This is a genomic window from Kitasatospora cineracea, from assembly GCF_003751605.1.
Classification (GTDB): domain Bacteria; phylum Actinomycetota; class Actinomycetes; order Streptomycetales; family Streptomycetaceae; genus Kitasatospora; species Kitasatospora cineracea.
The window spans coordinates 3,487,181-3,509,874 of record NZ_RJVJ01000001.1 but is presented as its reverse complement, the minus strand read 5'-3'; the positions used below and the strand labels follow the sequence as shown (position 1 = coordinate 3,509,874).

The following is a 22,694-nucleotide window of genomic DNA, read 5'->3' as shown; positions in this document are numbered from 1 at the left end:
GCCCGCCGCCGCCGGGCCGCAGCCCTCTTGACAGCAAGCGGGCCCGTCCCCGACGGTCCGTCACCGCCCGGCCACGCCGCGCCGACGACCCGGCCCGCCGGGACACCCGTTCGGGCGAACCACGCGCGGATGGGCGGGGAGTTCGGGCCGCCGCCGGGGAGTATGCGGGTGTGCCGTGCGTCACCTGGTTGCCGCCCCGCACATGGCCGGGCGCTCCGCCGGGAAACCCCCGTAGGAGCGCCAGTTCGCGTCTGGCACAAGGAAGTTGAGGTCACATGCAGGTCTGGCCGGGGCAACCGTACCCGCTCGGTGCCACCTATGACGGGGTCGGCACCAACTTCGCGGTGTTCTCCGAGAGCGCGAACCGGATCGAGCTCTGCCTGCTCGCCGAGGACGGCACCGAGACGGCCGTCGAGCTCCGGGAGACCGACGCCTTCGTCCGGCACGCCTACCTCCCGGGCGTCCAGCCCGGCCAGCGCTACGGCTTCCGGGTGCACGGCCCGTACCAGCCGGGCCTGGGCCAGCGGCACAACGCCTCGAAGCTGCTGCTCGACCCGTACGCGAAGGCGATGAGCGGCCACATCGACTGGGACGAGTCGGTGTACGGCTACCACTTCGGCGCGCCCGAGCGCCGCAACGACCTGGACTCGGCGCCGCACACCATGCACTCGGTGGTGACCAACCCGTACTTCGACTGGGGCACCGACCGGCCGCCGCGCACCGACTACCACCGCACCGTGCTCTACGAGGCGCACGTCAAGGGCCTGACCGAGCTGCACCCGGGCATCCCCGAGGAGATCCGCGGCACGTACGCGGGCCTGGCCCACCCGGCGGTGATCGAGCACCTGGCGAAGCTGGGCGTCACCGCGATCGAGCTGATGCCGGTGCACCAGTTCGTCCGCGACCACCGGCTGCGCGACCTGGGCCTGACCAACTACTGGGGCTACAACACGATCGGCTTCTTCGCCCCGCACTCCTCGTACTCCTCCACCGGCGACCGCGGCCAGCAGGTGCAGGAGTTCAAGTCGATGGTCAAGGCGCTGCACGCGGCCGGCATCGAGGTGATCCTCGACGTGGTCTACAACCACACCGCCGAGGGCAACCACCTGGGCCCCACGCTTTCCTTCCGCGGCCTGGACAACGCCTCCTACTACCGGCTCGCCAAGGACCAGCGCTTCTACGAGGACACCACCGGCACCGGCAACTCGCTGCTGATGCGCAGCCCGCACGTGCTCCAGATGATCATGGACTCGCTGCGCTACTGGGTCACCGAGATGCACGTGGACGGCTTCCGCTTCGACCTGGCCGCCACGCTGGCCCGGCAGTTCCACGAGGTCGACCGGCTGTCCTCGTTCTTCGACCTGGTCCAGCAGGACCCGGTGGTCTCCCAGGCCAAGCTGATCGCCGAGCCCTGGGACCTCGGCGAGGGCGGCTACCAGGTGGGCAACTTCCCGCCGCTGTGGACCGAGTGGAACGGCAAGTACCGCGACACCGTCCGCGACTTCTGGCGCGGCGAGCCCGCCACGATGGCCGAGTTCGGCTCCCGGCTGACCGGCTCCTCCGACCTCTACCAGGACGACGGCCGCCGCCCGATCGCCTCGATCAACTTCGTCACCTGCCACGACGGCTTCACCCTGCGCGACCTGGTCTCCTACGACGGCAAGCACAACGAGGCCAACCACGAGGACAACCGGGACGGCGAGTCGCACAACCGCTCCTGGAACTGCGGCGCCGAGGGCGACACCACCGACCCGGCCGTCCTCGAACTGCGGGCCCGCCAGCAGCGCAACTTCATCGCCACCCTGATGCTCTCCCAGGGCGTCCCGATGCTCTGCCACGGCGACGAGAACGGGCGCACCCAGCGCGGCAACAACAACGCCTACTGCCAGGACTCCGCACTCACCTGGGTGGACTGGGCCGCCGCGGACGCCGGGCTGCTGGAGTTCACCCAGGGCATGATCTGGCTGCGCCGCGACCACCCGGTCTTCCGCCGCCGCCGCTTCTTCCACGGCCGCCCGGTCTCCGGCACCCACGACGACCTGACCGACATCGCCTGGTTCACCCCGTCCGGCGAGGAGATGACCGAGCAGGACTGGTCCACCTCGTACGCCAGGTCGCTCACCGTCTTCCTCAACGGCAACGCCATCTCCGAACCCGACCGCCGCGGCGGCAAGATCGTCGACGACTCCTTCCTGCTGCTGTTCAACGCCCACTCCGAACCGCTCGCCTTCACCGTCCCCGCCGACCACGGCGAGGCCTGGCAGCTCGTCGTCGACACCTCGCTGCCCACGCTCCCCCCGCGCGGCACCGGCCCCCGGGTCAAGGCCGGCGACACCCTGCGCCTGCTGGACCGCGCACTGATGGTCCTCCAGCGCCCGGCGTGACCCCCGTGCTCCGGTTCGTCCCCGACCTTCAGGTCTGGGGCCGGGCCGGGCCGGGTAGTCCCCTCCGCACTGCGGAACCGCAGACCAGAGGGGGTACGAAGTGTCTCGTCGGTGGTTGGTGACCGGATGTTCGTCGGGGTTGGGGCTGGCGCTGGCGCGGGCGGTGGCGGCGGGTGGGGACCGGATCGTGGCGACCAGCCGGGGGGCCTCGCCGCTGGACGCGCTGGCGGCCCGGTTCCCGGGGCGGGTGGTACCGGCCCGGCTGGAGCTGCGCAGCGCCGCGGACTGCGCGGCGGCGGTGGAGCTGGCCCGGGAGCGCCTGGGCGGGGTGGACGTGCTGGTGAACAACGCCGGGGTGGGCCTGTTCGGGGCGGTGGAGGAGGTCTCGGACGCGGAGCTGCGCGAGCAGCTGGAGGTGCTGGCGGTGGCGCCGTGGCGGCTGGCGCGGCTGGTGCTGCCGCTGATGCGGGCGCAGGGCGGCGGGCACGTGGTGAACGTCTCCTCGGTGGGCGGCCGGATGGCCTTCCCCGGGCTGGGGGCGTACGTGGCGGGGAAGTTCGCGCTGGAGGGGATGAGCCTGGCGCTGGCGGCGGAGGCCGCGCCGTTCGGGGTGCGGGTGACGGTGGTCGAGCCGGGCGGGTTCGCCACCTCGTACGGGAACTCGCTGGCCGAGACGGCGGTGAAGCTGCCGGAGTACGGGCGGACGCTGGAGCCGATGCACCGGGCGCTGCGCGGCATGGCCGGGGACGCGGAGCTGAACCGGCCCGAGGCGTTCGCGGAGCTGGTGCTTCGGGCCGTCGCGGCGCCGGCCGGCCCGGTGCGGGTCCCGGTGGGGCCGGACGCGTACGCGATGGTGGAGGCGGCGCTGGCCGGGGAGGCGGCGGAGCTGGCGGCGGCGCGGGCGCTGGCGGAGGAGGGGGCGGTGGAGCCCGATCCGGTCTGAACCGGCCCGTTCGGCGCAGTGCGGGCGGTATCCCCGGGGCGCCTCGGGTAGGCATCCGGGTATGACGTCCGCCGCCGCACGCCCCGAGACTGCCGATGCCCCGACGGCCAGCTACCGGCTCCAGCTGCAGCCGGGGTTCACCCTGCACGACGCCCGCCGGGCGGTGCCGTACCTGGCCGCGCTGGGGGTCTCGCACCTGCACCTGTCGCCGCTGCTGGAGGCGGTGGCGGGCTCGACGCACGGGTACGACACGCTCGACCACAGCCGGATCAGCGAGCAGCTGGGCGGCGAGGGGGCGCTGCGCGAGCTGGCCGCGGAGGCGGCGGCGCACGGGCTGGCGCTGATCGCGGACGTGGTGCCGAACCACATGGCGCTGCCGGTGCCGGAGCGGCTCAACGGGCCGCTGTGGGAGGTGCTGAAGAACGGCCCGGACGACCCGTTCGCGGCCTGGTTCGACATCGACTGGTCCGCCCAGCCGGGCCCGGTGGACGCGCCGGAGCGCGGGCGGCTGCTGCTGCCGCTGCTGGGCGACCGGCTGGGCGCGGTGCTGGAGCAGCTGGTGGTGGACGGGGAGGTGCTGCGCTACCACGAGCACGAGTTCCCGCTGCGGCCCGGCACCGCGCACCTGCCGCTGGCGGAGCTGCTGGAGCGGCAGTGGTACCGGCTGTGCTGGTGGCAGCTGGCCGACGAGCAGGTCAACTACCGGCGGTTCTTCACCGTCAACGACCTGATCGCCGTCCGGGTCGAGGTCCCGGAGGTGTTCGAGGCCACCCACGGGGTGCTGCTGCGGCTGCACCGCGAGGGCGTGCTGGCCGGTTTCCGGATCGACCACCCAGATGGGCTGGCCGACCCGCGCGGCTACCTGCGGCGGCTCGCCGGGGCGACCGGCGGGGCGTACACGGTGGTGGAGAAGATCCTGACGGGGGACGAGGCGCTGCCCGCGGACTGGGCGTGCGCGGGGACGACGGGGTACGACGCGCTGCGCCGGATCGACGGGGTGCTGACCGACCGGCGGGGCGCGGAGAGGCTGTTCGCGGCCTACCGGCGGGACGTGGGCGACGCGGCGGACCCGGCGGCGGCGGGCCGGGCCGGGCGGGCCGAGATGGTCGCGCCGGGCGGGGCGCTGGCGGCGGAGACCGACCGGCTGGTGCGCCTGGTCGGGCGGATCTGCGCGGAGGGCCCGGAGCTGGCCGACCACTCGCCGCTGGCGGTGCGCCGGGCGCTGGAGGACCTGCTGGCGCACTACCCGGTGTACCGGCCGTACGTGGTGCCGGGCGAGCCGGCCCCGCCGGAGGCCGTCGCGGCGCTGGCGGCCCCGGCGGACGCGTCGGGGACGGAGCGGCTGGTGCGGGAGCTGGCGCTGGGCCGGCTGGGACGGTCGGCGGCCAGGGACGAGTTCTGCCACCGGTTCGGGCAGACCGCGTCGGCGGTGGCGGCCAAGGGCGTGGAGGACACCGCGTTCTACCGGTTCAACGCGCTGCTGTCGCTGAACGAGGTGGGCGGCCTGCCGGAGCGGCCGGGTGTGTCGGTGGCGGAGTTCCACCACTGGTGCACCGGGCAGGAGCGGCTGTGGCCGGGGGCGATGACGGCGCTGTCCACGCACGACACCAAGCGCAGCGCGGACGCCCGGGCCCGGCTCGCGGTGCTGGCGGAGCTGCCGGAGGCGTGGGCGGCGGAGTGCGCGGCGTGGACGCTGGCGGCGGGGCCGTGCGCGGACCGCTCGACGGCCTGGCTGCTGTGGCAGACGCTGCTGGCGGCCTGGCCGGTGCCGGAGGACCGGCTGCTGGAGGTGGTGCTGAAGTCGGTGCGGGAGGCGAAGCGGCGCACCTCGTGGAAGGAGCCGGACGCCGGATTCGAGGGCTGGCTGGCGCAGTACGTGCGGGGGGCGCTGGCCAATCCGGGGCTGTGCCCGCGGATCGCCGGGTTCGTCGGACTGGTCGCGCCGTTCGCCCGGGTGAACTCGCTGTCGGCGGCGCTGCTGCACCTGCTGGTGCCGGGCGTGCCGGACGTGTTCCAGGGCGGCGAGGAGCCGCTGTACACGCTGGTCGACCCGGACAACCGGGCGCCGGTGGACCTGGGCGCGCTGGCGGTGCGGCTGACCGACTCGCCGGAGCCGCGGCCGGGCGACCTGGCCCGGGAGAAGCTGCACCTGACCACCACCGCCCTGCACCTGCGCCGCTCCGGCGCGTTGGGCTCCTACCGGCCGCTGGCGGCGGACGGACCGGCCGCCGAGCACCTGGTGGCGTTCGGGCGGGGCGAGCGGGTGCTCGGCGCGGTGACCCGGCTGCCGTACGGGCTGCACCGGGCGGGCGGCTGGCGCGAGACGGTGCTGGAGCTGCCGCCGGGCCGCTGGACGGACCTGCTGACCGATCGCCGGTTCACCGGCGGATCGGTCGAACTGTCTTATCTGTTCCGGCAGTTGCCGGTAGCACTGCTCGTGGAGGGGTCGTGATGCGGTACCAGGTGTGGGCGCCGGACGCCAAGGTGGTCGAGGTCGAGGTCGGGGCGATCCCGTACCTGCTGGAGCGCGACCCGGACCGGCCGGGCTGGTGGCACGGGGAGGGCCCGGAGGGCGACTACGGGTTCCGGCTGAACGGCGGGACGGCGCTGCCGGACCCGCGCTCGGCCCGGCAGCCGTTCGGGCCGGACGGGCTGAGCCGCCGCGTCGACCACGGCGCGTTCGCCTGGTCGGAGACGGCCTGGCGGGGGCGCCCGCTGCCGGGGTCGGTGGTGTACGAGCTGCACGTGGGCACCTTCACCCCGGAGGGGACGTTCGACGCGGCCGCCGCCAGGCTCGACCACCTGGTAGAACTGGGCGTGGACTTCGTCGAGTTGATGCCGGTGTGCGCGTTCCCGGGCCGCTCCGGCTGGGGCTACGACGGGGTCGACCTGTGGGCGGTGCACGAGCCGTACGGCGGCCCGGACGGGCTGAAGCGGTTCGTGGACGCGGCGCACCGGCGCGGGCTGGGCGTGGTGCTGGACGTGGTGCACAACCACCTCGGGCCGTCCGGCAACTACCTGCCGCAGTACGGCCCGTACTTCACCGACCGGCACCGGACGCCGTGGGGCTCGGCGGTCAACCTGGACGCGCCGGGCTCGGACGAGGTGCGGGCGTTCCTGATCGGCAGCGCACTGGCCTGGCTGCGCGACTACCGGATCGACGGGCTGCGGCTGGACGCGGTGCACGCCCTGGCGGACACCCGGGCCCGGCACTTCCTGGAGGAACTCGCCGCTGAGGTGAGGAAGTTGGCGCAGGCCACCGGTCGGCCGCTGTTCCTGGTCGGCGAGTCCGACCTGAACGACCCGCGCACCACGACCGCCCGGGAGGCGGGCGGGCAGGGCCTGGACGCGCAGTGGAGCGACGACTTCCACCACGCGCTGCACTGCCTGCTGACCGGCGAGTCCCAGGGCTACTACGCGGACTTCGCCGCCGACCCGTACGCGGCCCTCGTCAAGACGCTCACCGGGGGGTTCTTCCACGACGGGAGCTGGTCCTCGTTCCGGGGCCGCTCGCACGGCCGCCCGTTCCCGCCGGAGCACGGGCACCGGCTGCTGGGCTACGCGCAGACCCACGACCAGGTCGGCAACCGGGCCACCGGCGACCGGCTCGCCGCCTCGCTGCCGCCGGGGCGGCTGGCGGCGGCGGCCGCGCTGGTGCTGACCTCGCCGTTCACGCCGATGCTGTTCATGGGCGAGGAGTGGGGCGCGGGCACCCCCTGGCAGTACTTCACCGACCACACCGACCCGCAGCTCGCCGAGGCCGTCCGGCAGGGGCGGCGCCGGGAGTTCGCCGGACACGGCTGGCGGGCCGAGGACGTGCCGGACCCGCAGAGCCCGGCGACGGTGGCCGCCTCCACCTTGGACTGGACCGAACCGCAGCGCCCCCCGCACGCCGAACTGCTCGCCTGGTACCGGGAGTTGATCCGGCTGCGGCGGGCCGCCCCGGAGCTGGCGGACGGCGACCTGGCGGCGGTCCGGGTCCGCCACGACGCGGCGGCGGGCTGGCTGGCGGTGCACCGCGGCCGCTACCGGGTGCTGGTGCGGCTCGGCGGCGCCGGGCAGCCGCTGCCCGTCCCGCTGGAGGGCGAACTCGCCGCGCTGGAGGCCGCGTTCGGCGACGTCGCGGCCGGCGGGGCGGCGGCCGGGGAACTGCTGCTCGGCCCGGACGCGGTCGCGGTGGTGCGCACCGCGTAGGCCCTACCGGGCCGGCGCGGGGTGCGCACCGCGCAGCCCGCACCGGGCCGGGCGCGTCACCACAGGTACGAGGCGATCGCGGCGTGCAGTCCGGCGGCGTCCAGGCCGTACGCGGCCAGGTGCTCGGAGATCGAGCCGTAGTGCCGGTGCTCGGCCACCGGCACGCCCAGGCCGAGCACCCGGTGCGGCAGGCCCTCCAGCGCGCGGTGCGCGGCGCGCTCCGAGGTGCCCGCCAGGTAGGGCTCCACCAGCACCACGTCGGCCCGGTCGCCCAGCGCGGCGCGCAGGCCCACCGTGTCGAACGGGCGGACGGTGGCCGCGTACAGCACCGTGACGTCCAGCGTCTCGGTGGCCTCCAGCACGGCGTCCAGCATCGGGCCGACCGCCAGCACCACGCCCGCCAGCCTGGTTCCCTGACGTACCGTCAGGAACCTTCCGGGGACGACAGGTTGGCGCTCGGCGTTCTGGTGGGCGGAGAGCCGGACGTACTGCAGGGTGTCGGCGGCGGCGACCGCGTGGCGCAGCAGCAGGTCCGCCTCGGCGGGGTGGCCGGGGACGTGGACGTGCCAGCCGGGGAGGGTGTCGAGCAGGGCGACGTCCCCCGGGGACATGTGGGTGCGGCCGCCGGCCGGCCAGTCGTAGGAGCCCGCGGCGCTCACCAGGACCGCGCCGACGCCCTGGTGCACCAGGTCCAACTTGACCTGCTCGAAGGGACGTTCGACGAGGAAGCTGGCGAAGGTGTGGGCGATCGGCCGCATCCCGGTGAGGGCCAGGCCGCCCGCCACGCCGATCAGCAGCTGCTCGCGGATGCCGACGTTGACCACCCGGTCGGGGTGGTCGCGGGCCGCGTCGGGGAACTGCGCCGTCCCGATGTCGGCGAGCACCAGCGCGGTGCGCGGGTCGTGCTCCAGCAGTTCGGTGACGGTGGCGCCGAACTGCTCGCGCATGGTCGCCTCCTGGACCCGCGGACGGATGCGCGGGCGGGCGCTCGGACGGACGCTCGGACGGACGCTCTGCATGGTCTCTTCTCCCCTGCGGTCAGCTGTACTTGGGTTCGGTGCGGGCCACCACCACGTGCGGGCGGCCCGGGTGCGGGGCGGTGAACGCCCGGTACAGCTGCTCGTGGTCGCGGCCGTCCACGGTGGCCGTCGACCAGCCCTCGCCCGCGAACCGGGCCGCGATGCCGCCGCTCCAGCCGTGCGTGGCCGAGGAGTTGTCGATCACCAGGGTGTGCAGCCGATCCAGCCCGTACGCCCCGGCGAAGGCCACCGCCTCGTGGTTGGAGCCCTCGTCGAACTCGGCGTCCCCGATCAGCACCCACACCGCCGGACCGGTCAGGCCCTGCGCCCGCAGGCCCAGCGCCGTCCCCACCGCCAGCGGCAGGCCGTGCCCCAGCGAGCCCGAGCCGATCTCCGCGCCGGGCACCAGCAGCCGGTCCGGGTGGTGGCCCAGCGGCGAGTCGTACGCGCCGAAGCCGTGCAGCAGCTCCACCGGGAAGAAGCCCTTCGCGGCCAGCACCGCGTAGTACGCCATCGGGCCGTGGCCCTTGGACAGCAGGAACCTGTCCCGCTCCGGCGCGTCGACGTTGCCCGGGTGCACGTCCAACACCCGGTCGTACAGCACCCAGAGCGCGTCCAGGGTGGAGTGCGCCGCCGGGGAGTGCTTCTCGTCGCCGGTCATCAGGGCGACCAGGTCCAGCAGGCCGGCCCGGTCGGTGACGGCGCGGCGGGGGCCGGGGCCCGCGGGCGCGCGGGTCGGCGCGGTCGCGGCGTGCGCCGCGGAGTGGTTCGTCATGGGGACCAGCCTCTGACTTCAAGTGCACTTGAGGTCAAGCGGGCCCGCCCCGGTACCCTGCGGGCATGGCACCCTCCCGGCACGACGTCCTCACCATCGGCCAGCTCGCCGAACGCAGCGGCCTCGCCGCCTCCGCGCTGCGCTACTACGAAAGCCTCGGACTGATCCGCTCCACCCGCACCACCGGGAACCAGCGCCGCTACGCCCGCTCCGCCCTGCGCCGGATCGCCTTCGTCCGGGCCGCCCAACAGGTCGGCCTCAGCCTCGACGAGGCCCGCACCGCGCTCGCCCGGCTCCCCGAGGACCGCGCCCCCAGCACCGGCGAGTGGGACGCCGTCGCCGCCGCCTGGCAGCACCGGATCGACCGGCAGATCGCCGAACTCCAGCACACCCGCGCCAAGTTGACCGGTTGCATCGGCTGCGGCTGCCTCTCGCTGACCCGCTGCGGCCTCTACAACGCCGACGACCGGGCCGGGCGGACCGGCCCCGGCGCCCGCTACCTGCTCACCCGGGACCCGGACACCGGCCCCGAACCCGGGCCCGACCCGGCCGCGGAGGACTGAGCCCGACCGGCGGACGGAGGACGGCGGCGCGGGCCGACGGCTCTCGCCCCGCGCCGCCGCCCCCGTCCGCCGGTCGGGCTGATCCACTTCTTTCCCGGCCCGCTGCCGCAGCACCCGCCGGGCCGTCTATGCTGCCCCCGGAAGCGCGTTCCACCGACGGGGGAGCCAGATATGACCGACCATCAGGAAATCGCCCTCGACTGGATGTCCGGCGACCAGACCCCGCCGCCCTCCGCCGAGCTGCGCCCCGAGGTCCCGCACCCGGCCCGGATGTACGACTACTACCTCGGCGGCAAGGACAACTTCCCCGCCGACCGGGCCGCCGCCGACCAGGTCCTCGCGCTCAGCCCGCTGGTGCGGATCAGCGCCCGCGCCAACCGGGCCTTCCTGCAGCGCGCCGTGCGCACCCTCGCCGAGCTGGGCGTGCGCCAGTTCCTCGACATCGGCACCGGCATCCCCTCCGCCGGGAACACCCACGAGATCGCCCAGGCCGTCGACCCCGCCGCCAAGGTCGCCTACCTCGACAACGACCCGATCGTGCTGGTGCACGGCCGCGCCCTGCTGGCCGGCGCCCAGCAGGGCAGCGTCAGCGTCCTGCAGGCCGACCTCCGCAAGCCCGAGGCGATCCTCGCCGACCCGGCCGTCCGCGACCTGCTCGACCTGCGGCAGCCCGTCGCGCTCCAGCTGTTCGCCATCCTGCACTTCATCGACGACACCGACGACCCGTACGCGATCGTCCGCACCCTGGTCGACGCCCTGCCCTCCGGCAGCTACCTGGCCCTCTCGCACGCCACCGGCGACTTCGTCGACCCCGCCGAGGCCGAGAAGGGCCCCGCCGTCTACAAGTCCGCCACCGCGCAGCTCAGCATGCGCACCCGCAGCCAGGTGCTGCGCTTCTTCGACGGCCTCGACCTGCTCGAACCCGGCCTGGTCACCGCCCCGCTGTGGCGCCCCGACCAGGACCCGCAGGACACCGACGCCGAGGTCGCCATCTGGGCGGGCGTGGGCCGCAAGCCCTGACCGCACCCGGCCGTCCGCGGCGGTGCCATCATGGGCCCACCCCCGCGCCGGGGACCGAGAGAGCCACCAGGGAGCCGCCCGCCGTGACCGCACCGCCGCCGCTGATCGACCCGTCCTGGCTCGCCGCCCGGCTCGGCCGCCCCGACCTGGTCGTCCTGGACGCGGGCATCGGCGCGCACCGGCACGCCCCCGCCCGGATCCCCGGCGCCCGGGCCTTCGACCTCGACGGCGCGCTGTCCGACCACGCCTCCCCGCTGCCGCACACCCTGCCCTCCCCCGCCGACCTCCAGCGCGAACTGCGCGCCCTCGGCGTCGACGACCGCTCCACCGTGGTGCTCTACGACGGCGCGGGCATCTACTCCGCCCCGCGCGCCTGGTGGATGCTGCGCGCCATGGGCTTCGACCGGGCCGCCGTCCTGGACGGCGGCCTGCCCGCCTGGCAGGCCGCCGGACACCCCGTCAGCACCGACCCGCCCGCCCCCGCCCCCGCCGGGGACTTCACCGCCCGCCCGCGCCCCGCCCTGCTCGCCGACCGGGACGCCGTGGCCGCCGCCCTCACCGACCCCGCCACCGCCGTCCTGGACGCCCGCAGCCGCGCCCGCTTCACCGGCGCCGCCCCCGAACCCCGCCCCCACCTGCGCCCCGGCCACCTCCCCGGCTCCACCAGCCTCCCCTTCACCGAACTGCTCACCCCCGACGGCCGCCACTACCTCCCCCTCCCCGCCCTGCGCACCCGCCTCACCGCCGCCACCGCCGGCCGCCCCCACCTCGTCACCACCTGCGGCTCCGGCGTCACCGCCTGCATCCTCGCCTTCGCCGCCCACCTCACCGGCCACCCCGCCCCCGCCGTCTACGACGGCTCCTGGTCCGACTGGGGCCGCCCGGAAACCGGCCTCCCGGCGGCCACCGGCGACTGAACGGAGTCCGTCCGGTCCTGCACGTCCGTGGTGTGCGGGACCGGACAGAGGACGGTCAGTCGTTCTGGAAGTCCTGCCACGGGGCTCCGGGCCGGGGTGGTTCCCGGTCGTACTGGTCGGGCGTTCCATCGGGACCGGCCAGGTCCTCCGGGTCCGGCCCGGCCGCTTCCCGGTCGGGGCGGGCCGCATGCGTGGCGCGTCCGACCCGGTCGAGCCACACCATGCCCTCCTCGCTGTCGGGAGAGAGGCCGAGATCGTTCATCAGGTCGGCCACCCGCGCGGTGAAACCGTCGTCGCCGGTGCCGCTCGCCGCCTGCTCCTCCTGCATCAGCAGATCCGCCAGCTCGTCGTCGAACTCGGGGTCCTCGCAAGGGTCTCCCGGAGCACCGGACCGTCGGCCGACGTAGTGCCGGAAGACCTCGGGCACGTCGGAGTCATTGGCTGCTGCGGCCAGTTCCGTGAGCGGCCCGATGAGCTGCACCGCCTGTTCGATCTCTTCCTCGTGCCTGCTCAGCCACCACACCACCGCGGAACCCGTGCTCTTCAGCACCTCACCGCCGAAGTACTCCCGGCGGCTGCGCTCGTACTGGCGCTGCTGCTCCCAGGCTTCCTCCGCCTTGCGGAGGGCCGCCATCTTCTCGAGCCGTGCGGTGTCCTCGCCGGTCAGGGTCACGGTGATCCCGGCGGCCATGGCCACCACTAGGCCGCCACCGTCGTACGCGGGAGCACCGAGCAACCCCGCGAGCCGCATCGCCAGCAGATCGGGACGGCCGGGATCCTCGTTCGCGGAGACCTGCCGGGCTCGTACGAGGATCGCGTCCGCGGCGAGGCCGGCCAGGTTGGCGTGCGAGGTCAACGACAGCGGCTGGGTCGGCCGCCACAGAACGGTCGCGGAGAACCGGAAATCGTAGTCCGGCCGGGAGCTCGGGAGCGGCAGGTTCTGCAGGGGCACTTCACGGAACGGCAGTTCGGTCGGCGGCTCCGGCTCGGGGACCGGCGGCCGCACGGGCGGCACGTCCGGTGCGGCCGCCCGGGGGATCCGGGCCATCATGAGCAGTCCCGTGCACGCCACCAGCACCGCACTGCCGAAGACGCACAGCCAGATCGACCAGCCGAAGTGCCGGCCGAGGAAGATCGGTGTCAGGCCGCTCAGCAGAACCGCGAAGAACAGCTGGACCCGATGACGGGTGTTCACGAGACCTCCGAAGGATTCGTCGTTTCGTTGTCGTGACGGCGCGGGCCGGTGCCCTGCGCCCGGTCGATGGCCTGCTGCAGCCGTTCGGCGACCGCCCGGCGGCCGGCACCGGGGATTTCCGGTCCGCCCCGTTCCCATGCCAGGGCCACCAGGTAGAGCCGGGTGAGCAGGTCGTTCCGGTGCCGGGCAGCCCGGACCAGGACGTCCGGCGCCGCTTCCCAACGGCGTTCGGTCGCGGCCGCGGTGAGCCACTCGTACGCCACGCGGCTCCAGCGGGCCCGCTCCGTACCGGACATCACGCTGCGCCAGACCGACTCGACTTCTTCCGAGGTCGGCTCGATCAGCAGGCGGTGCGGATCGAGCAGTCCGATCAGCAGGTCCTCGCCGCGCCGCGGCTCCTGTCCCGCACGGGCCGGGACCCGTTCGAACAGGTGCCGGAACAGACGGCGGTCACTGCGGGCCAGTTCGAGTGCCGCCTCGGTCGCTGCGGCCGAACCCTGCCGGCTCGACAGGTGGTAGAGCCGGGTCAGCGCCATGGACGGATGGGTCGCGGCCAGCACGTGCCGGCACACATCGGTCAGTACGTCCTTGAGGTGCGATGTCAGGTTGCCCGTCGTGGTCCAGGTGTAGATCCGCTCCCGTACGCCCGCAGCGTGCTTCTCGTGGTCGAGTCCCTGGGCGAGCAGCAGCGCCGCCTCCCCCGGCATCGGCTTGCCGGCGGTGGTCCACCGTTCGACGAGGGCGTACAGGTCGTCCGGCCTGCCCACGGCCAGGGCCTGCTCCGCGAAACGGGCCACCAGGTCGCGCCGTTCGGGACGGCCGAGCCCCGGTAGCCGGACGGCGTCGCCCGTCCAGTCCCGCAGGCCGTCCCGCAGCCCGGGGAAGTAGGTCCAGAAGTGCGACCGCACCGCGCTGCTGTAGGCGAGCCGTTTGAACTCGACCCGGCCGTCCGGGTCCCGCGCCATCTCCAACTCGCCGAGCTGGACCCGGAGGTCCGGTCCGTCCAGGGCCGAGGAGCCGTCGGAGTCGCGCCCGAGGAGCCGGAGGAGGTCGCCGGTGCCGGCCACCGCAGCATCGACCGGGGCTCCGTCGAGCATCGCGCCGACGAGGAGCAGGGCACGTCTGGAGCCGTCCTCCAGCGAGTCCACCTGCCGGGCGGTGGTGTCACCCCAGTCGGTGACCACGTGGAGGGCGGTGGTGCACCAGTCCTCGAACCCGCTGCCGTGCTTCCGGCTCTCCCGCGCCTGCCCGATCGTCCGGACCAGCCTGGCGATCTCCCGCATGGGAGCCGTTTCCAGCAGGAGGTCGAGGTCCGGCCGCTTCAGGTCTTCCGGGGTGAACGGGATCTCGTCCAGCCGGAGGTAGCGGCGCAGCACGATGTCCGGTCGGGGCCGCTCGATCCGGACCACCTGCTGCTGGAGCTCCGAGGGGAGCATCGGCTCGATCGGATCGGAGAGGATCACCACCAGCCGGGCACCGGCCTGCTCGGTCGCGGAGCGGTAGACCCCGAGTTTCCGTAGGGCCTGCTCCTGGTCCTGGTCCGCGATCGCTGACAGGTCGAGGAGCAGTCGGTCTCCGGCGGAGATCGCGGCTCCGTCGTCGTCCTTGACCGAGAGTTCCTCGAGTTGCCCTCCCTCGTCGGGGAGTCCGTGCAGGAGGAAGGTTCCGGCGGCTCTCCGGCCGGTGCCGGCCGGTCCGGTCAGCAGGACCGTCGCCCCCGGCTTGGCGAGCCGCTCGGCGGCCCGGCCCAGGTTGCCAGGGGGAACGAAGCGCCGGCTCAGCCAGTGCCGGTGGTCCTCCGCGATCCGGAGCCGTTCGGCCCGTGACCCCAGGAACTCACCCGCGCCGTAGCCGTAGTGGATGTGCTGGTCGCCCGAGCCCGCGTGGACGGGGCCTCCGGGATCGGTGACCCAGGTGTGGCCGGGACCGCTCACCTGTCCTGACCGTCCTCGGGTCCGGCCGCCCGACCCACCTGCTGCCGGATTTCCCGGACCCGGCCGCCGTCGACGTACTGGACGCCCATGCCGTCGCCGTTGAACTGCGGGCCGTTGTGCTGAGCCCCGCTGCCGGTGTGGACCGGGCCCCGCGGGGCTGTGATCACCGTCCCGGACAGATCGCGGCCGACCTGGCCCAGACCGTCCCGCGTCCGGATCCTGGTCCCGCCTTCGTCCTTCCCCTTCTTCTCCTTCTTCTCCTTGTCCTTGGTGCCTCCCGCCAGCGGAGACCTGGTGTCCGCCTTGGCCAGCACCGGTACGAGCCGGGACAGGTCGTCCCCGATCCGGTCGAGGTCGGCGTGCGAATTGCGCATGCTGAGCCGGCGGTACTGGCAGTCGGCGAGGACGGACAGTTCCGGCGGCAGGAGGCTCCGGTCGATCCGCACGGAGTCGACCAGCACGGGGATGACCAGTGCCCCGGTCTCGAACGCCTCGATGATCTCCCGGCGCGTCCAGTCGTCCGGGTCCTCCACGGCCGGCCGGCCGCCGGGCGTCCTGGGGTCGAACCACCGGCGGCCGATCACCGCGAGCAGCACGTGGCTGCGCCGGACCGCGGTGATCAGTGCCTGCGGGAACCGGCTCCCGGCCGGAATCGACTTGCTCGCCCGGAACACCTGCTCGCTGCCGAACCTGGCGGACAGCTCGTGCTCCAGCAACGCGGCGACCTCGTCGCCGTCTCCCGTGCGGTAGTTGACGAAGACAGTGGACATGACGAAACAGCCCCTTCTACACGATGGATGGAAAACCCGGCTGCTGACGACCGGTCAGCAGTTGTCGGCCAGCGCGCCGAGCAGTGCGGGCTGGAGTTCCCGGACGGCCCGGTTCGTCCGGAACCGCCTGAGCTCGCGGTCGAGTCGGCGCACATCGGCCGTGATGGTCGCGGACCTCACCTCGCCCGCGATGCCGAGCAGGTCCTCGGCGACCGCGCACGACTGCTCAACCTCTCCCGCGGCGGCGTGGGCCAGCGCCTGTCGCAGGCCGTACCGGGCCCGGGTGCGCAAGGCGTGCGCCGGGATGCGCTCGCACTCGCGGGCGAGCAGTTCCGCCGCTTCCCGGGGGTGGCCCAGGTCGTACAGGCACCAGCCGCTGACCATCGCAGCCGGGTTGGCGAGGTTGCTCGTTCCGATGACCGGACTCGCCTCCTCTCCGTCGCCCCCGGCAGCGGACAGGAGGCCGTGGGCCTGTTCCAGGCTCCGCAGGCACCGCAGGTGGTCCCCGGCCAGGGCGTGCCCCTGGGCCTCCCGCTGCGCGGCCAGGCCCCTGATCCGGGGCGGGAGTTTGCGGTCCCCCGCCGCTGCGGCTGCCAGGTCGATGGTCCGGGCCGCGTCGTTGTCGTAGAACGTCACCAGTGCCCGGCGGACCAGCGCGTAGGAGGCGAGGTGCGGATCCCCGGCCTCCTCGGCGAGGCTCACCGCCTCCGCGGTGTGCGCGAGCGCGGCGCCGGTGTCACCGGCCTCCTGTGCCATCCAGCCGGTGAACTCGGCGAAGCGGGAAGCCAGCAGGAGGAGTTCGGACCGGGTGCGCCCCCGGGAGCACGCTGCGAGCCGCGCCGTGGTCCGGGCCTGCTCCGTCAGCATCGGCAGCAGGACGGCCGGGTCGACGCACTGCCCGAGCCGGCGGGCGTGGTCGTACCCCTGCCGCAGTAGAACCGGAACGCTGAATTCGGACGGGTCCGCAGGCCGGTGCTCCGCACCACGGTCCGCGCGACCGGTCGGTACCGACAGGGCCAGCAGCGAGAGGGCCCCGGCGGCGATCAGTTCGCGGCGCCCGCTGAGGCTCGGCCGATCGTTCCGGCCCTCCCCCTCGACCAGCGCGAGCAGCCGTCCACCCGCCTGGAGGGCGGCATCGCATCGCCGGGCGAGGTCGACCGGCGCCGCCTGCCGTCCCCGCTCGATCCTGCTGAGGTAGCCCTTGCTGTACTTCAGCTGCTCGGCGAAGCCTGCCAGCGAGAACCCCCGCTCCTGTCGCAATCGCCGCAGTTCGGCGCCGAACACTAACGCCATGGCCATGCCACAACCCCCTCCGGAAATACGCCCCAGCCCGCCATCGAGCCGGGGATCCGGGCCGCCCGACGGGCTCCCGGAAAGGAAGTCTGGCACGCACCGCATTCGCCCAATGGCGTTCCGTGAGGGTTTCCGGTTTCCAAAATCCGCCCACCGTACGGTCAGTGAACGGTTTTGTCCGTTCTGCCCGCTCAGGGAACCGCCGCCGGCCCGGACCGGTGCGGGTGGTCGGGCCACCACATCCGGTGGTCGAGGTCGGCGGTGAGGGCGGTGACCAGCACCGAGCGGACCACCAGGGTGTCCAGCAGGACGCCGAGGGCGACGGCGAAGCCGATCTCGGCGAAGCCCACCACCGGGAGGGTGCCGAGCACCGCGAAGGTCGCGGCCAGGATCAGCCCGGCGGAGGTGATCACGCCGCCGGTCGCGGCCAGGCCCGCGACCGCGCCCCGGCGGGTGCCCAGGCGGGCGGACTCCTCGCGCACCCTGGTCATCAGGAAGATGTTGTAGTCGATGCCCAGCGCCACCAGGAACACGAACACGAACAGCGGGAACGCCTGGTCCTGGCCCTCGAAGTGGAAGACGTGCGCGAAGAAGAACGCGCTGATGCCGAGCGCCGCCGCGTACGACAGCACCACCGTGGCGATCAGCACCAGCGGCGCGACCACCGCGCGCAGCAGCGCCGCCAGGATCAGCAGCACCACCGCCAGCACCAGCGGGATGACCACCCTGTTGTCGTGCGCGGCGGCCCGCCCGGCGTCCAGCACCACCGCGGTGGAGCCGCCGACCTTCGCGTCCGCGTCCGGCACCGCGTGCACGGCCTCCCGCACCCGGTCGACGGTCGCCTTGGCCGCCGCGGAGTCCGGCGGGTCGGCCAGGGTCGCCGGGAAGTACGCCTCGCCGCCGGCCGTCACCGGCGGGCCGATCCCGGCGATCCCGGGGGTGCTCGCGGCGGCCTGCCGGACGGCGTCCAGCGGGGCCGCATTGCTGACCACCGACAGCGGGGCGCCCGTGCCGCCGGGGAAGTGCGCGGCCAGCACCTGCTGCCCGGTGACGGAGTCGGGCCTGCCGGTGAACGTCCCGGCGGCGCTCAGCCCGCCCGCGTTCAGCGAGACCAGTCCGGCCGTGCAGGCCGCCAGCGCCAGCGCGGTGCCCACCCACACCTTGCGCGGCCGGCCCGCGATCCAGCCGCCGATGTGCGCCCACCGGCCGGTGGCGGTCGGCTCGGGCGTGCCGTACCCGGGGCGCACCGGCCAGAACACCCAGCGCCCGCACGCCACCAGCAGCGCGGGCAGCAGGGTCAGCATCGCCAGCAGCGCCACCACCACGCCGATCGCGCAGACCGGGCCGAGGCCGCTGGTGGAGTTCATCTCGGCGACCATCAGGCACAGCATCGACGCGGCGACCGTCGCCGAACTCGCCAGCACCGCGGGGCCGGCCCGGTGCAGCGCCGCCGCCATCGCCTCGTGCCGGTCCCGGTGCCGGCGCAGCTCCTCCCGGTAGCGGGCGGTCAGCAGCAGCGCGTAGTCGGTGCCCGCGCCGAGCACCAGCACGATCAGGATGCCCGCGCTCTGCGCGTTGACGGTCAGCCCGGCGTGCGCCGCGAACAGGTAGACCGCGCCCTCCGCGACGGTGAGCGCCGCGCCCGCCGACAGCAGCGGCAGCAGCCACAGCACCGGGCTGCGGTAGGTGAGCAGCAGCAGGACGACGACCACCGTGACGGTGGCGTACAGCAGCGTGCCGTCGATGCCCTGGAACGCCTTCGACTGGTCGGCCCCGATCCCGGCCGGGCCGGTGACATGGGTGGCCAGACCGGGCTGCGCGCCGGCCGCGGCGGTGGCGCGCAGGCTTTCGACGGCCGGGCCGAGGTTGTTCCAGCCGCTGTCGCCGGTGACCACCGGCACCACGGTCTGCAGCGCCCTGCCGTCCGCGGACTCGGTCGGGCCGACGATCGGCGCGGTGGCGTGCGGGGCCCCGGCGAACTCCCGGGCGTCGCGCGCCGCCCCGGCCCGGTCCTCGACGGTGATGCCGCTGTCGCGCTGGTACACCACCACCGCGTCGGCGGTCTGCACCGGCTGGAACCGCAGTTGGGCGTCCAGCACCCGGGTGGACTCGGCGTTCGCGGGCAGCCAGCTGGACGCCTGGTTGTCCTCCGCGCCGTTGAGCTTCCCCGCCAGCGGCGCCGCCACCAGCAGCACCAGCAGCCACAGGGCGAGCACCACCCACTTCCCGCGCCGCCCGCACGGCAGCGCGGCCGCTCTCCTGCCGGGGCTCATCACGACCGTCCCTCCGGCACCGGGCCCGTCCGGCCCCGCGCGCTCCTTCCACCATCGCGCCCCGCTCCGCGCCCCGCACCCGGCGGCGCGCCGGTCGGCGTTTGCGCCCAGGACCCGTGCGGGGACGAATCGTTCGGGGACCGACCCGTTCCGGGGGGCAGGACTCCGCCGACCAGCACGAGGGGGCTTCTCTTGACCGCACCCACCCCGCCCGACGGAACCACCCCGCCCGACGGAGCGCCCCCGCACCCGGCGCTGCCGCCGGCCCCCGCGACACCGCTCCCCGCAGAGCCGCTCCTCGTCGAGGCGCACCTCGTCGAGACGCACCTCACGGAGCCGCACCTCGTGGAACTGCACCTCACGGAGCCGCACCTCGTGGAACTGCACCTCGTGGAACCGCACTTCGTGGAGCCGCACCCGGCGGAACCGGTCCCGGCGGAAGCGGTCCCGGCGGATGCGGCCGCGTCCCGTCGGTTCGACCTACAGGGGTGGAGCGCCGTGGTGACCGCGCTGGTCGGCGTCGCCACCCTCGGGGCCGGCTTCGCGGGCGGCTACCTCAGCCAGCCCCAGGGCGCCACCGGCAGCCGGCCGCAGCCGACCGTGACCGTGTCCGTGCCCGTACCCGGCCCCACCGTCACGGTGACCGCCCCGGGCACCGGCCCGCCGCCCGTCGGCACCCCGACCGGCGGGGCGCCGGCCGGCCCGCGGCCGAGCGCGGCCCCGGCCCTGCTGGCCTCGCCGGACTCCGGGCGCGGCGGGACGCGGACGGTGCTCTCCGGGCAGGGCTTCCCGCCCGGCGCGGTGGTCCGGGTCTCCTTCGTGGTCAAGGGCGAGAGCGACGTGGAGTACCTGCACCGGGACCTGCGGGACACCGCGTCCGACGCCGCGGGCGCCTTCTCGGTCGAGGTGGCCGTCCCGTCCGACCTGGACGGCTACGCCGACCGCAACACCTACCTGCGGGCCCGGGCCGGCACCGGCGCGGTGCTCGCCGAGACGGTGTTCGACCTACTGCCCTGACCGCCGCTCAGCCCCGGCGCCGCTCCAGCTGCTGCCACAACTCGTCGACCCGGGCGGCCAGTCGGGCCAGGTCGCCGCTGTTGTCGAGCACCAGGTCGGCGACCGCGAGGCGGGCCTCCCGGGTGGCCTGGGCGGCCATCCGGGCCTTCGCCTCGTCCTCGGCCATGCCGCGCAGCGCGACCAGCCGGCGCAGCCGTTCCGCGTCGGGGACGTCGATCACCACCACCAGGTCGTACAGCGGGGCGAGGCCGTTCTCGGCGAGCAGCGGGACGTCGTGGACGACGATCGCGTCCGGCCCGGCGGCGGCCTCGAGTTCGGCGGAGCGGGCCCGCACCAGCGGGTGGACGACGGCGTTGAGCCTGGCCAGCCGGTCCGGGTCGGCGAAGACGATCCGGCCGAGCGCGGGGCGGTCCAGCGCGCCGTCGGGGAGCAGCACGCCGGGCCCGAACTCGGCGGCGACGGCGGCCAGTCCGGGCGTCCCGGGGGCGACCACCTCGCGGGCGATCACATCCGAGTCGACGATCACCGCGCCGTGCGCGGCCAGTTGGCGGGAGACCTCGCTCTTGCCCGCGCCGATCCCGCCGGTCAGTCCGATCCTCAGCATGCCGCCAGGTTACCGGCCCGTACCGCCCTCGCCGCGGCGGCCCCGGCCGGGACGAACGGCGCGGACGAACGGCGGGCGAACATCGCGGGAACTCTCCGGCGGCCGCCCCTTGCGGCGCCCGGCCCGGGTCGTCCGGACCGGATTCCGGGCGCCGGACGGCCGTCTACGGTGTCGGAGACCCTCACCCGTCCCCCGCAGGAGCACCCCCGTGTCCAGCCCCTGGCCCGCCGGGCCGCGCCGCGTCCTGGTCGTCGGCATCGACGGCGTCCGCCTCGACCTGCTGCCCGCCGTGCACACCCCGCACCTGGACGCGGTGGCCGCGGCCGGCTTCCTCGCCCCCGTCGAGGTGGACGACGCCACCCCGACCATGTCCGGCCCGTGCTGGGCGACCATCGCCACCGGCGTCGGCGCGGCCAAGCACGGCGTGTACGGCAACCACCTGGGCGGCCACCGCCTCGACGTGTTCCCGGACTTCACCACCCGGCTGGCCGGGGCGCACCGGCGCCGCACCTTCGCGGCCGGCGGCTGGGAGCCGCTGTTCCTGGCCCGCGACGGCGGCCCGCTGTTCGCCGCCCCCGGCCGGCTCGCGTACATCGCACCCCTGGAGGACACCCCGGAGGCGTGGGAGGTGTGCGACGAGCGGGTCACCGCCGAGGCCGAGTACGTGCTGGGCCGCTCGGACGACGACCCGCAGGCGTCCTTCGTCTACCTGGGCGCGGTCGACGAGACCGCGCACTTCCGGGGCTGCGGCGCGGACTACCGGCGGGCGATCGAGACCGCCGACGCCCGGCTCGGCCGCCTGCTCGCCGCGCTGGAGGCCCGCCCCGGCCACCCCGACGAGCAGTGGACGGTCATCGTGGTCACCGACCACGGCCACGTCGACGCGGGCGGCCACGGCGGACGCACCGCCCTGGAGCGCACCGCCTGGATCGCCGCCCGCGGCCCCGGCATCACCCCGGGCGCCCCGGTGCTCGGCCCGCTGCACCACACCGACGTGGCCGCGCACGTGTACGCGGCGCTGGAGATCGTCCCGGACCCGCACTGGACGCTCGACGGGCGGCCGTTCACCAGCGCGCCGGTGCCCGTCTCCTGACGGCACGCCGGCTCCGGCCCCGCGCACGGCGGTTCAGGCGATCTCGAGCGACTCCCCGGCGGCCAGCGTCCGGTACTCCACGCCGCCGGTGCCGGGGCCCTGCGGGCCGAGCAGCCGTCCGTGGATCGCCTGCCCGGCCTCGCTGAGCGTCGCCTCGTGGATCGCCACCGCCTGCCGGGGCCGGGCGTCGCGCAGGTAGTCGACCAGCTCGCCGGCCCGCAGCCAGGGCGCGCCGAGCGGCAGCAGCAGGGTGTCGACGGTGTCCGGCGGGACGGTCAGCGCGTCGCCCGGGTGGAAGGCCCGGGCGCCGAGCAGGAAGCCGACGTTCGGGATCCGCGGGATGTCGGGGTGGATCTCGGCGTGCCACTCGCCGTGCACCGTCACCGGCAGCCCGTCCAGGTCGAACGCGTCGCCGTCGCCGACCACCGTCACCTTCGTGCCGATGCCCTCCAGCTGCCGGGCCACCGAGGAGTTGGTGTACACCCGCAGGCCCGGGTTGGCCTCGACGGCGGCCCGGACCTGCCCCTCGGTGAAGTGGTCGGCGTGCTCGTGGGTGATCAGCAGGGCGTTCACGCCCGCCACCACCTCGGGCCCGCTGAACATGCCGGGGTCGATCAGCACCGCCCCCTGGGCGTGCTCGATCCGGACGCAGGCGTGGCCGAACTTCGTCAGTCGCATGCGGCCCAGCGTACGACCGGCG

18 protein-coding genes are annotated in these 22,694 nt (G+C 74.7%); 9 read left to right on the top strand and 9 right to left on the bottom strand.

Annotation, left to right across the window (positions count from 1 at the left end):
- Positions 1 to 275: 275 nt before the first annotated feature.
- The 4 genes from glgX (at position 276) to treZ (ending at position 7,521) form a co-directional block, all read left to right on the top strand.
- Entirely contained in the window at positions 276 to 2,384 is a 2,109-nt protein-coding gene (glgX, locus tag EDD39_RS15950) for a glycogen debranching protein GlgX (RefSeq protein ID WP_123556663.1), read from the top strand.
- A 100-nt stretch (positions 2,385 to 2,484) separates the two neighbouring features.
- Entirely contained in the window at positions 2,485 to 3,327 is an 843-nt protein-coding gene (locus EDD39_RS15945; protein WP_123556662.1) for an SDR family oxidoreductase, read from the top strand.
- Positions 3,328 to 3,388: 61 nt separating this feature from the next.
- Complete coding sequence (gene treY / locus EDD39_RS15940) at positions 3,389 to 5,779, top strand: malto-oligosyltrehalose synthase (RefSeq protein ID WP_123556660.1); 2,391 nt, start codon at positions 3,389 to 3,391, stop codon at positions 5,777 to 5,779.
- On the top strand, positions 5,779 to 7,521 hold the full coding sequence (gene treZ, locus EDD39_RS15935) for a malto-oligosyltrehalose trehalohydrolase (RefSeq protein ID WP_123556658.1): 1,743 nt from the start codon (positions 5,779 to 5,781) through the stop codon (positions 7,519 to 7,521). Before treY ends, treZ begins: the two co-directional genes overlap by 1 nt.
- A gap of 56 nt (positions 7,522 to 7,577) precedes the next feature.
- On the opposite strand, the gene EDD39_RS15930 is transcribed toward treZ, so the two are convergent.
- Both EDD39_RS15930 and EDD39_RS15925 read right to left on the bottom strand, forming a co-directional pair.
- On the bottom strand, positions 7,578 to 8,468 hold the full coding sequence (locus tag EDD39_RS15930) for a transketolase family protein (RefSeq protein WP_244256749.1): 891 nt from the start codon (positions 8,466 to 8,468) through the stop codon (positions 7,578 to 7,580).
- 91 nt (positions 8,469 to 8,559) lie between these two features.
- Entirely contained in the window at positions 8,560 to 9,315 is a 756-nt protein-coding gene (locus EDD39_RS15925; RefSeq protein ID WP_123556654.1) for a thiamine pyrophosphate-dependent enzyme, read from the bottom strand.
- A 65-nt stretch (positions 9,316 to 9,380) separates the two neighbouring features.
- On the opposite strand from EDD39_RS15925, the gene soxR reads away from it, so the two are divergent.
- From soxR to EDD39_RS15910, 3 genes are all read left to right on the top strand, one after another.
- Positions 9,381 to 9,878 carry a redox-sensitive transcriptional activator SoxR gene (gene soxR, locus EDD39_RS15920; protein WP_123556653.1) on the top strand — a complete coding sequence of 166 codons (498 nt, stop codon included), beginning with the start codon at positions 9,381 to 9,383 and terminating at the stop codon, positions 9,876 to 9,878.
- A gap of 171 nt (positions 9,879 to 10,049) precedes the next feature.
- The gene (locus EDD39_RS15915) at positions 10,050 to 10,898 is read left to right on the top strand and encodes an SAM-dependent methyltransferase (protein ID WP_123556651.1); all 849 of its coding nucleotides are present in this window, start codon (positions 10,050 to 10,052) and stop codon (positions 10,896 to 10,898) included.
- A gap of 83 nt (positions 10,899 to 10,981) precedes the next feature.
- Positions 10,982 to 11,815 carry a sulfurtransferase gene (locus tag EDD39_RS15910; RefSeq protein WP_208765510.1) on the top strand — a complete coding sequence of 278 codons (834 nt, stop codon included), beginning with the start codon at positions 10,982 to 10,984 and terminating at the stop codon, positions 11,813 to 11,815.
- A 55-nt stretch (positions 11,816 to 11,870) separates the two neighbouring features.
- Here the strand turns inward: EDD39_RS15910 and EDD39_RS15905 are convergent, their stop codons facing one another.
- The 5 genes from EDD39_RS15905 to EDD39_RS15885 form a co-directional block, all read right to left on the bottom strand.
- A complete protein-coding gene (locus tag EDD39_RS15905; protein ID WP_123556649.1) occupies positions 11,871 to 13,010 on the bottom strand; it encodes a hypothetical protein in 1,140 nt (379 codons plus the stop codon).
- Complete coding sequence (locus EDD39_RS15900) at positions 13,007 to 14,944, bottom strand: hypothetical protein (RefSeq protein ID WP_123556647.1); 1,938 nt, start codon at positions 14,942 to 14,944, stop codon at positions 13,007 to 13,009. Before EDD39_RS15900 ends, EDD39_RS15905 begins: the two co-directional genes overlap by 4 nt.
- A complete protein-coding gene (locus EDD39_RS15895; protein WP_123556645.1) occupies positions 14,941 to 15,714 on the bottom strand; it encodes a toll/interleukin-1 receptor domain-containing protein in 774 nt (257 codons plus the stop codon). The genes EDD39_RS15900 and EDD39_RS15895 overlap by 4 nt, the downstream gene beginning before the upstream one ends.
- Positions 15,715 to 15,768: 54 nt before the next feature.
- The gene (locus tag EDD39_RS15890) at positions 15,769 to 17,013 is read right to left on the bottom strand and encodes a helix-turn-helix domain-containing protein (RefSeq protein WP_123556643.1); all 1,245 of its coding nucleotides are present in this window, start codon (positions 17,011 to 17,013) and stop codon (positions 15,769 to 15,771) included.
- Positions 17,014 to 17,198: 185 nt separating this feature from the next.
- A complete protein-coding gene (locus EDD39_RS15885) occupies positions 17,199 to 19,280 on the bottom strand; it encodes an MMPL family transporter (protein ID WP_148089454.1) in 2,082 nt (693 codons plus the stop codon).
- Positions 19,281 to 19,472: 192 nt separating this feature from the next.
- Between EDD39_RS15885 and EDD39_RS40930 the strand changes: the two genes are divergently transcribed.
- Entirely contained in the window at positions 19,473 to 20,297 is an 825-nt protein-coding gene (locus EDD39_RS40930) for a hypothetical protein (RefSeq protein WP_244256748.1), read from the top strand.
- Between the two features lie 7 nt (positions 20,298 to 20,304).
- On the opposite strand, the gene coaE is transcribed toward EDD39_RS40930, so the two are convergent.
- On the bottom strand, positions 20,305 to 20,901 hold the full coding sequence (coaE, locus tag EDD39_RS15875; RefSeq protein ID WP_123556637.1) for a dephospho-CoA kinase: 597 nt from the start codon (positions 20,899 to 20,901) through the stop codon (positions 20,305 to 20,307).
- 208 nt (positions 20,902 to 21,109) lie between these two features.
- On the opposite strand from coaE, the gene EDD39_RS15870 reads away from it, so the two are divergent.
- Positions 21,110 to 21,994 carry an alkaline phosphatase family protein gene (locus tag EDD39_RS15870; protein ID WP_123556635.1) on the top strand — a complete coding sequence of 295 codons (885 nt, stop codon included), beginning with the start codon at positions 21,110 to 21,112 and terminating at the stop codon, positions 21,992 to 21,994.
- 33 nt (positions 21,995 to 22,027) lie between these two features.
- Here EDD39_RS15870 and EDD39_RS15865 read toward each other — a convergent pair whose 3' ends face one another.
- Entirely contained in the window at positions 22,028 to 22,672 is a 645-nt protein-coding gene (locus EDD39_RS15865) for an MBL fold metallo-hydrolase (protein ID WP_123556633.1), read from the bottom strand.
- Positions 22,673 to 22,694: the final 22 nt, after the last annotated feature.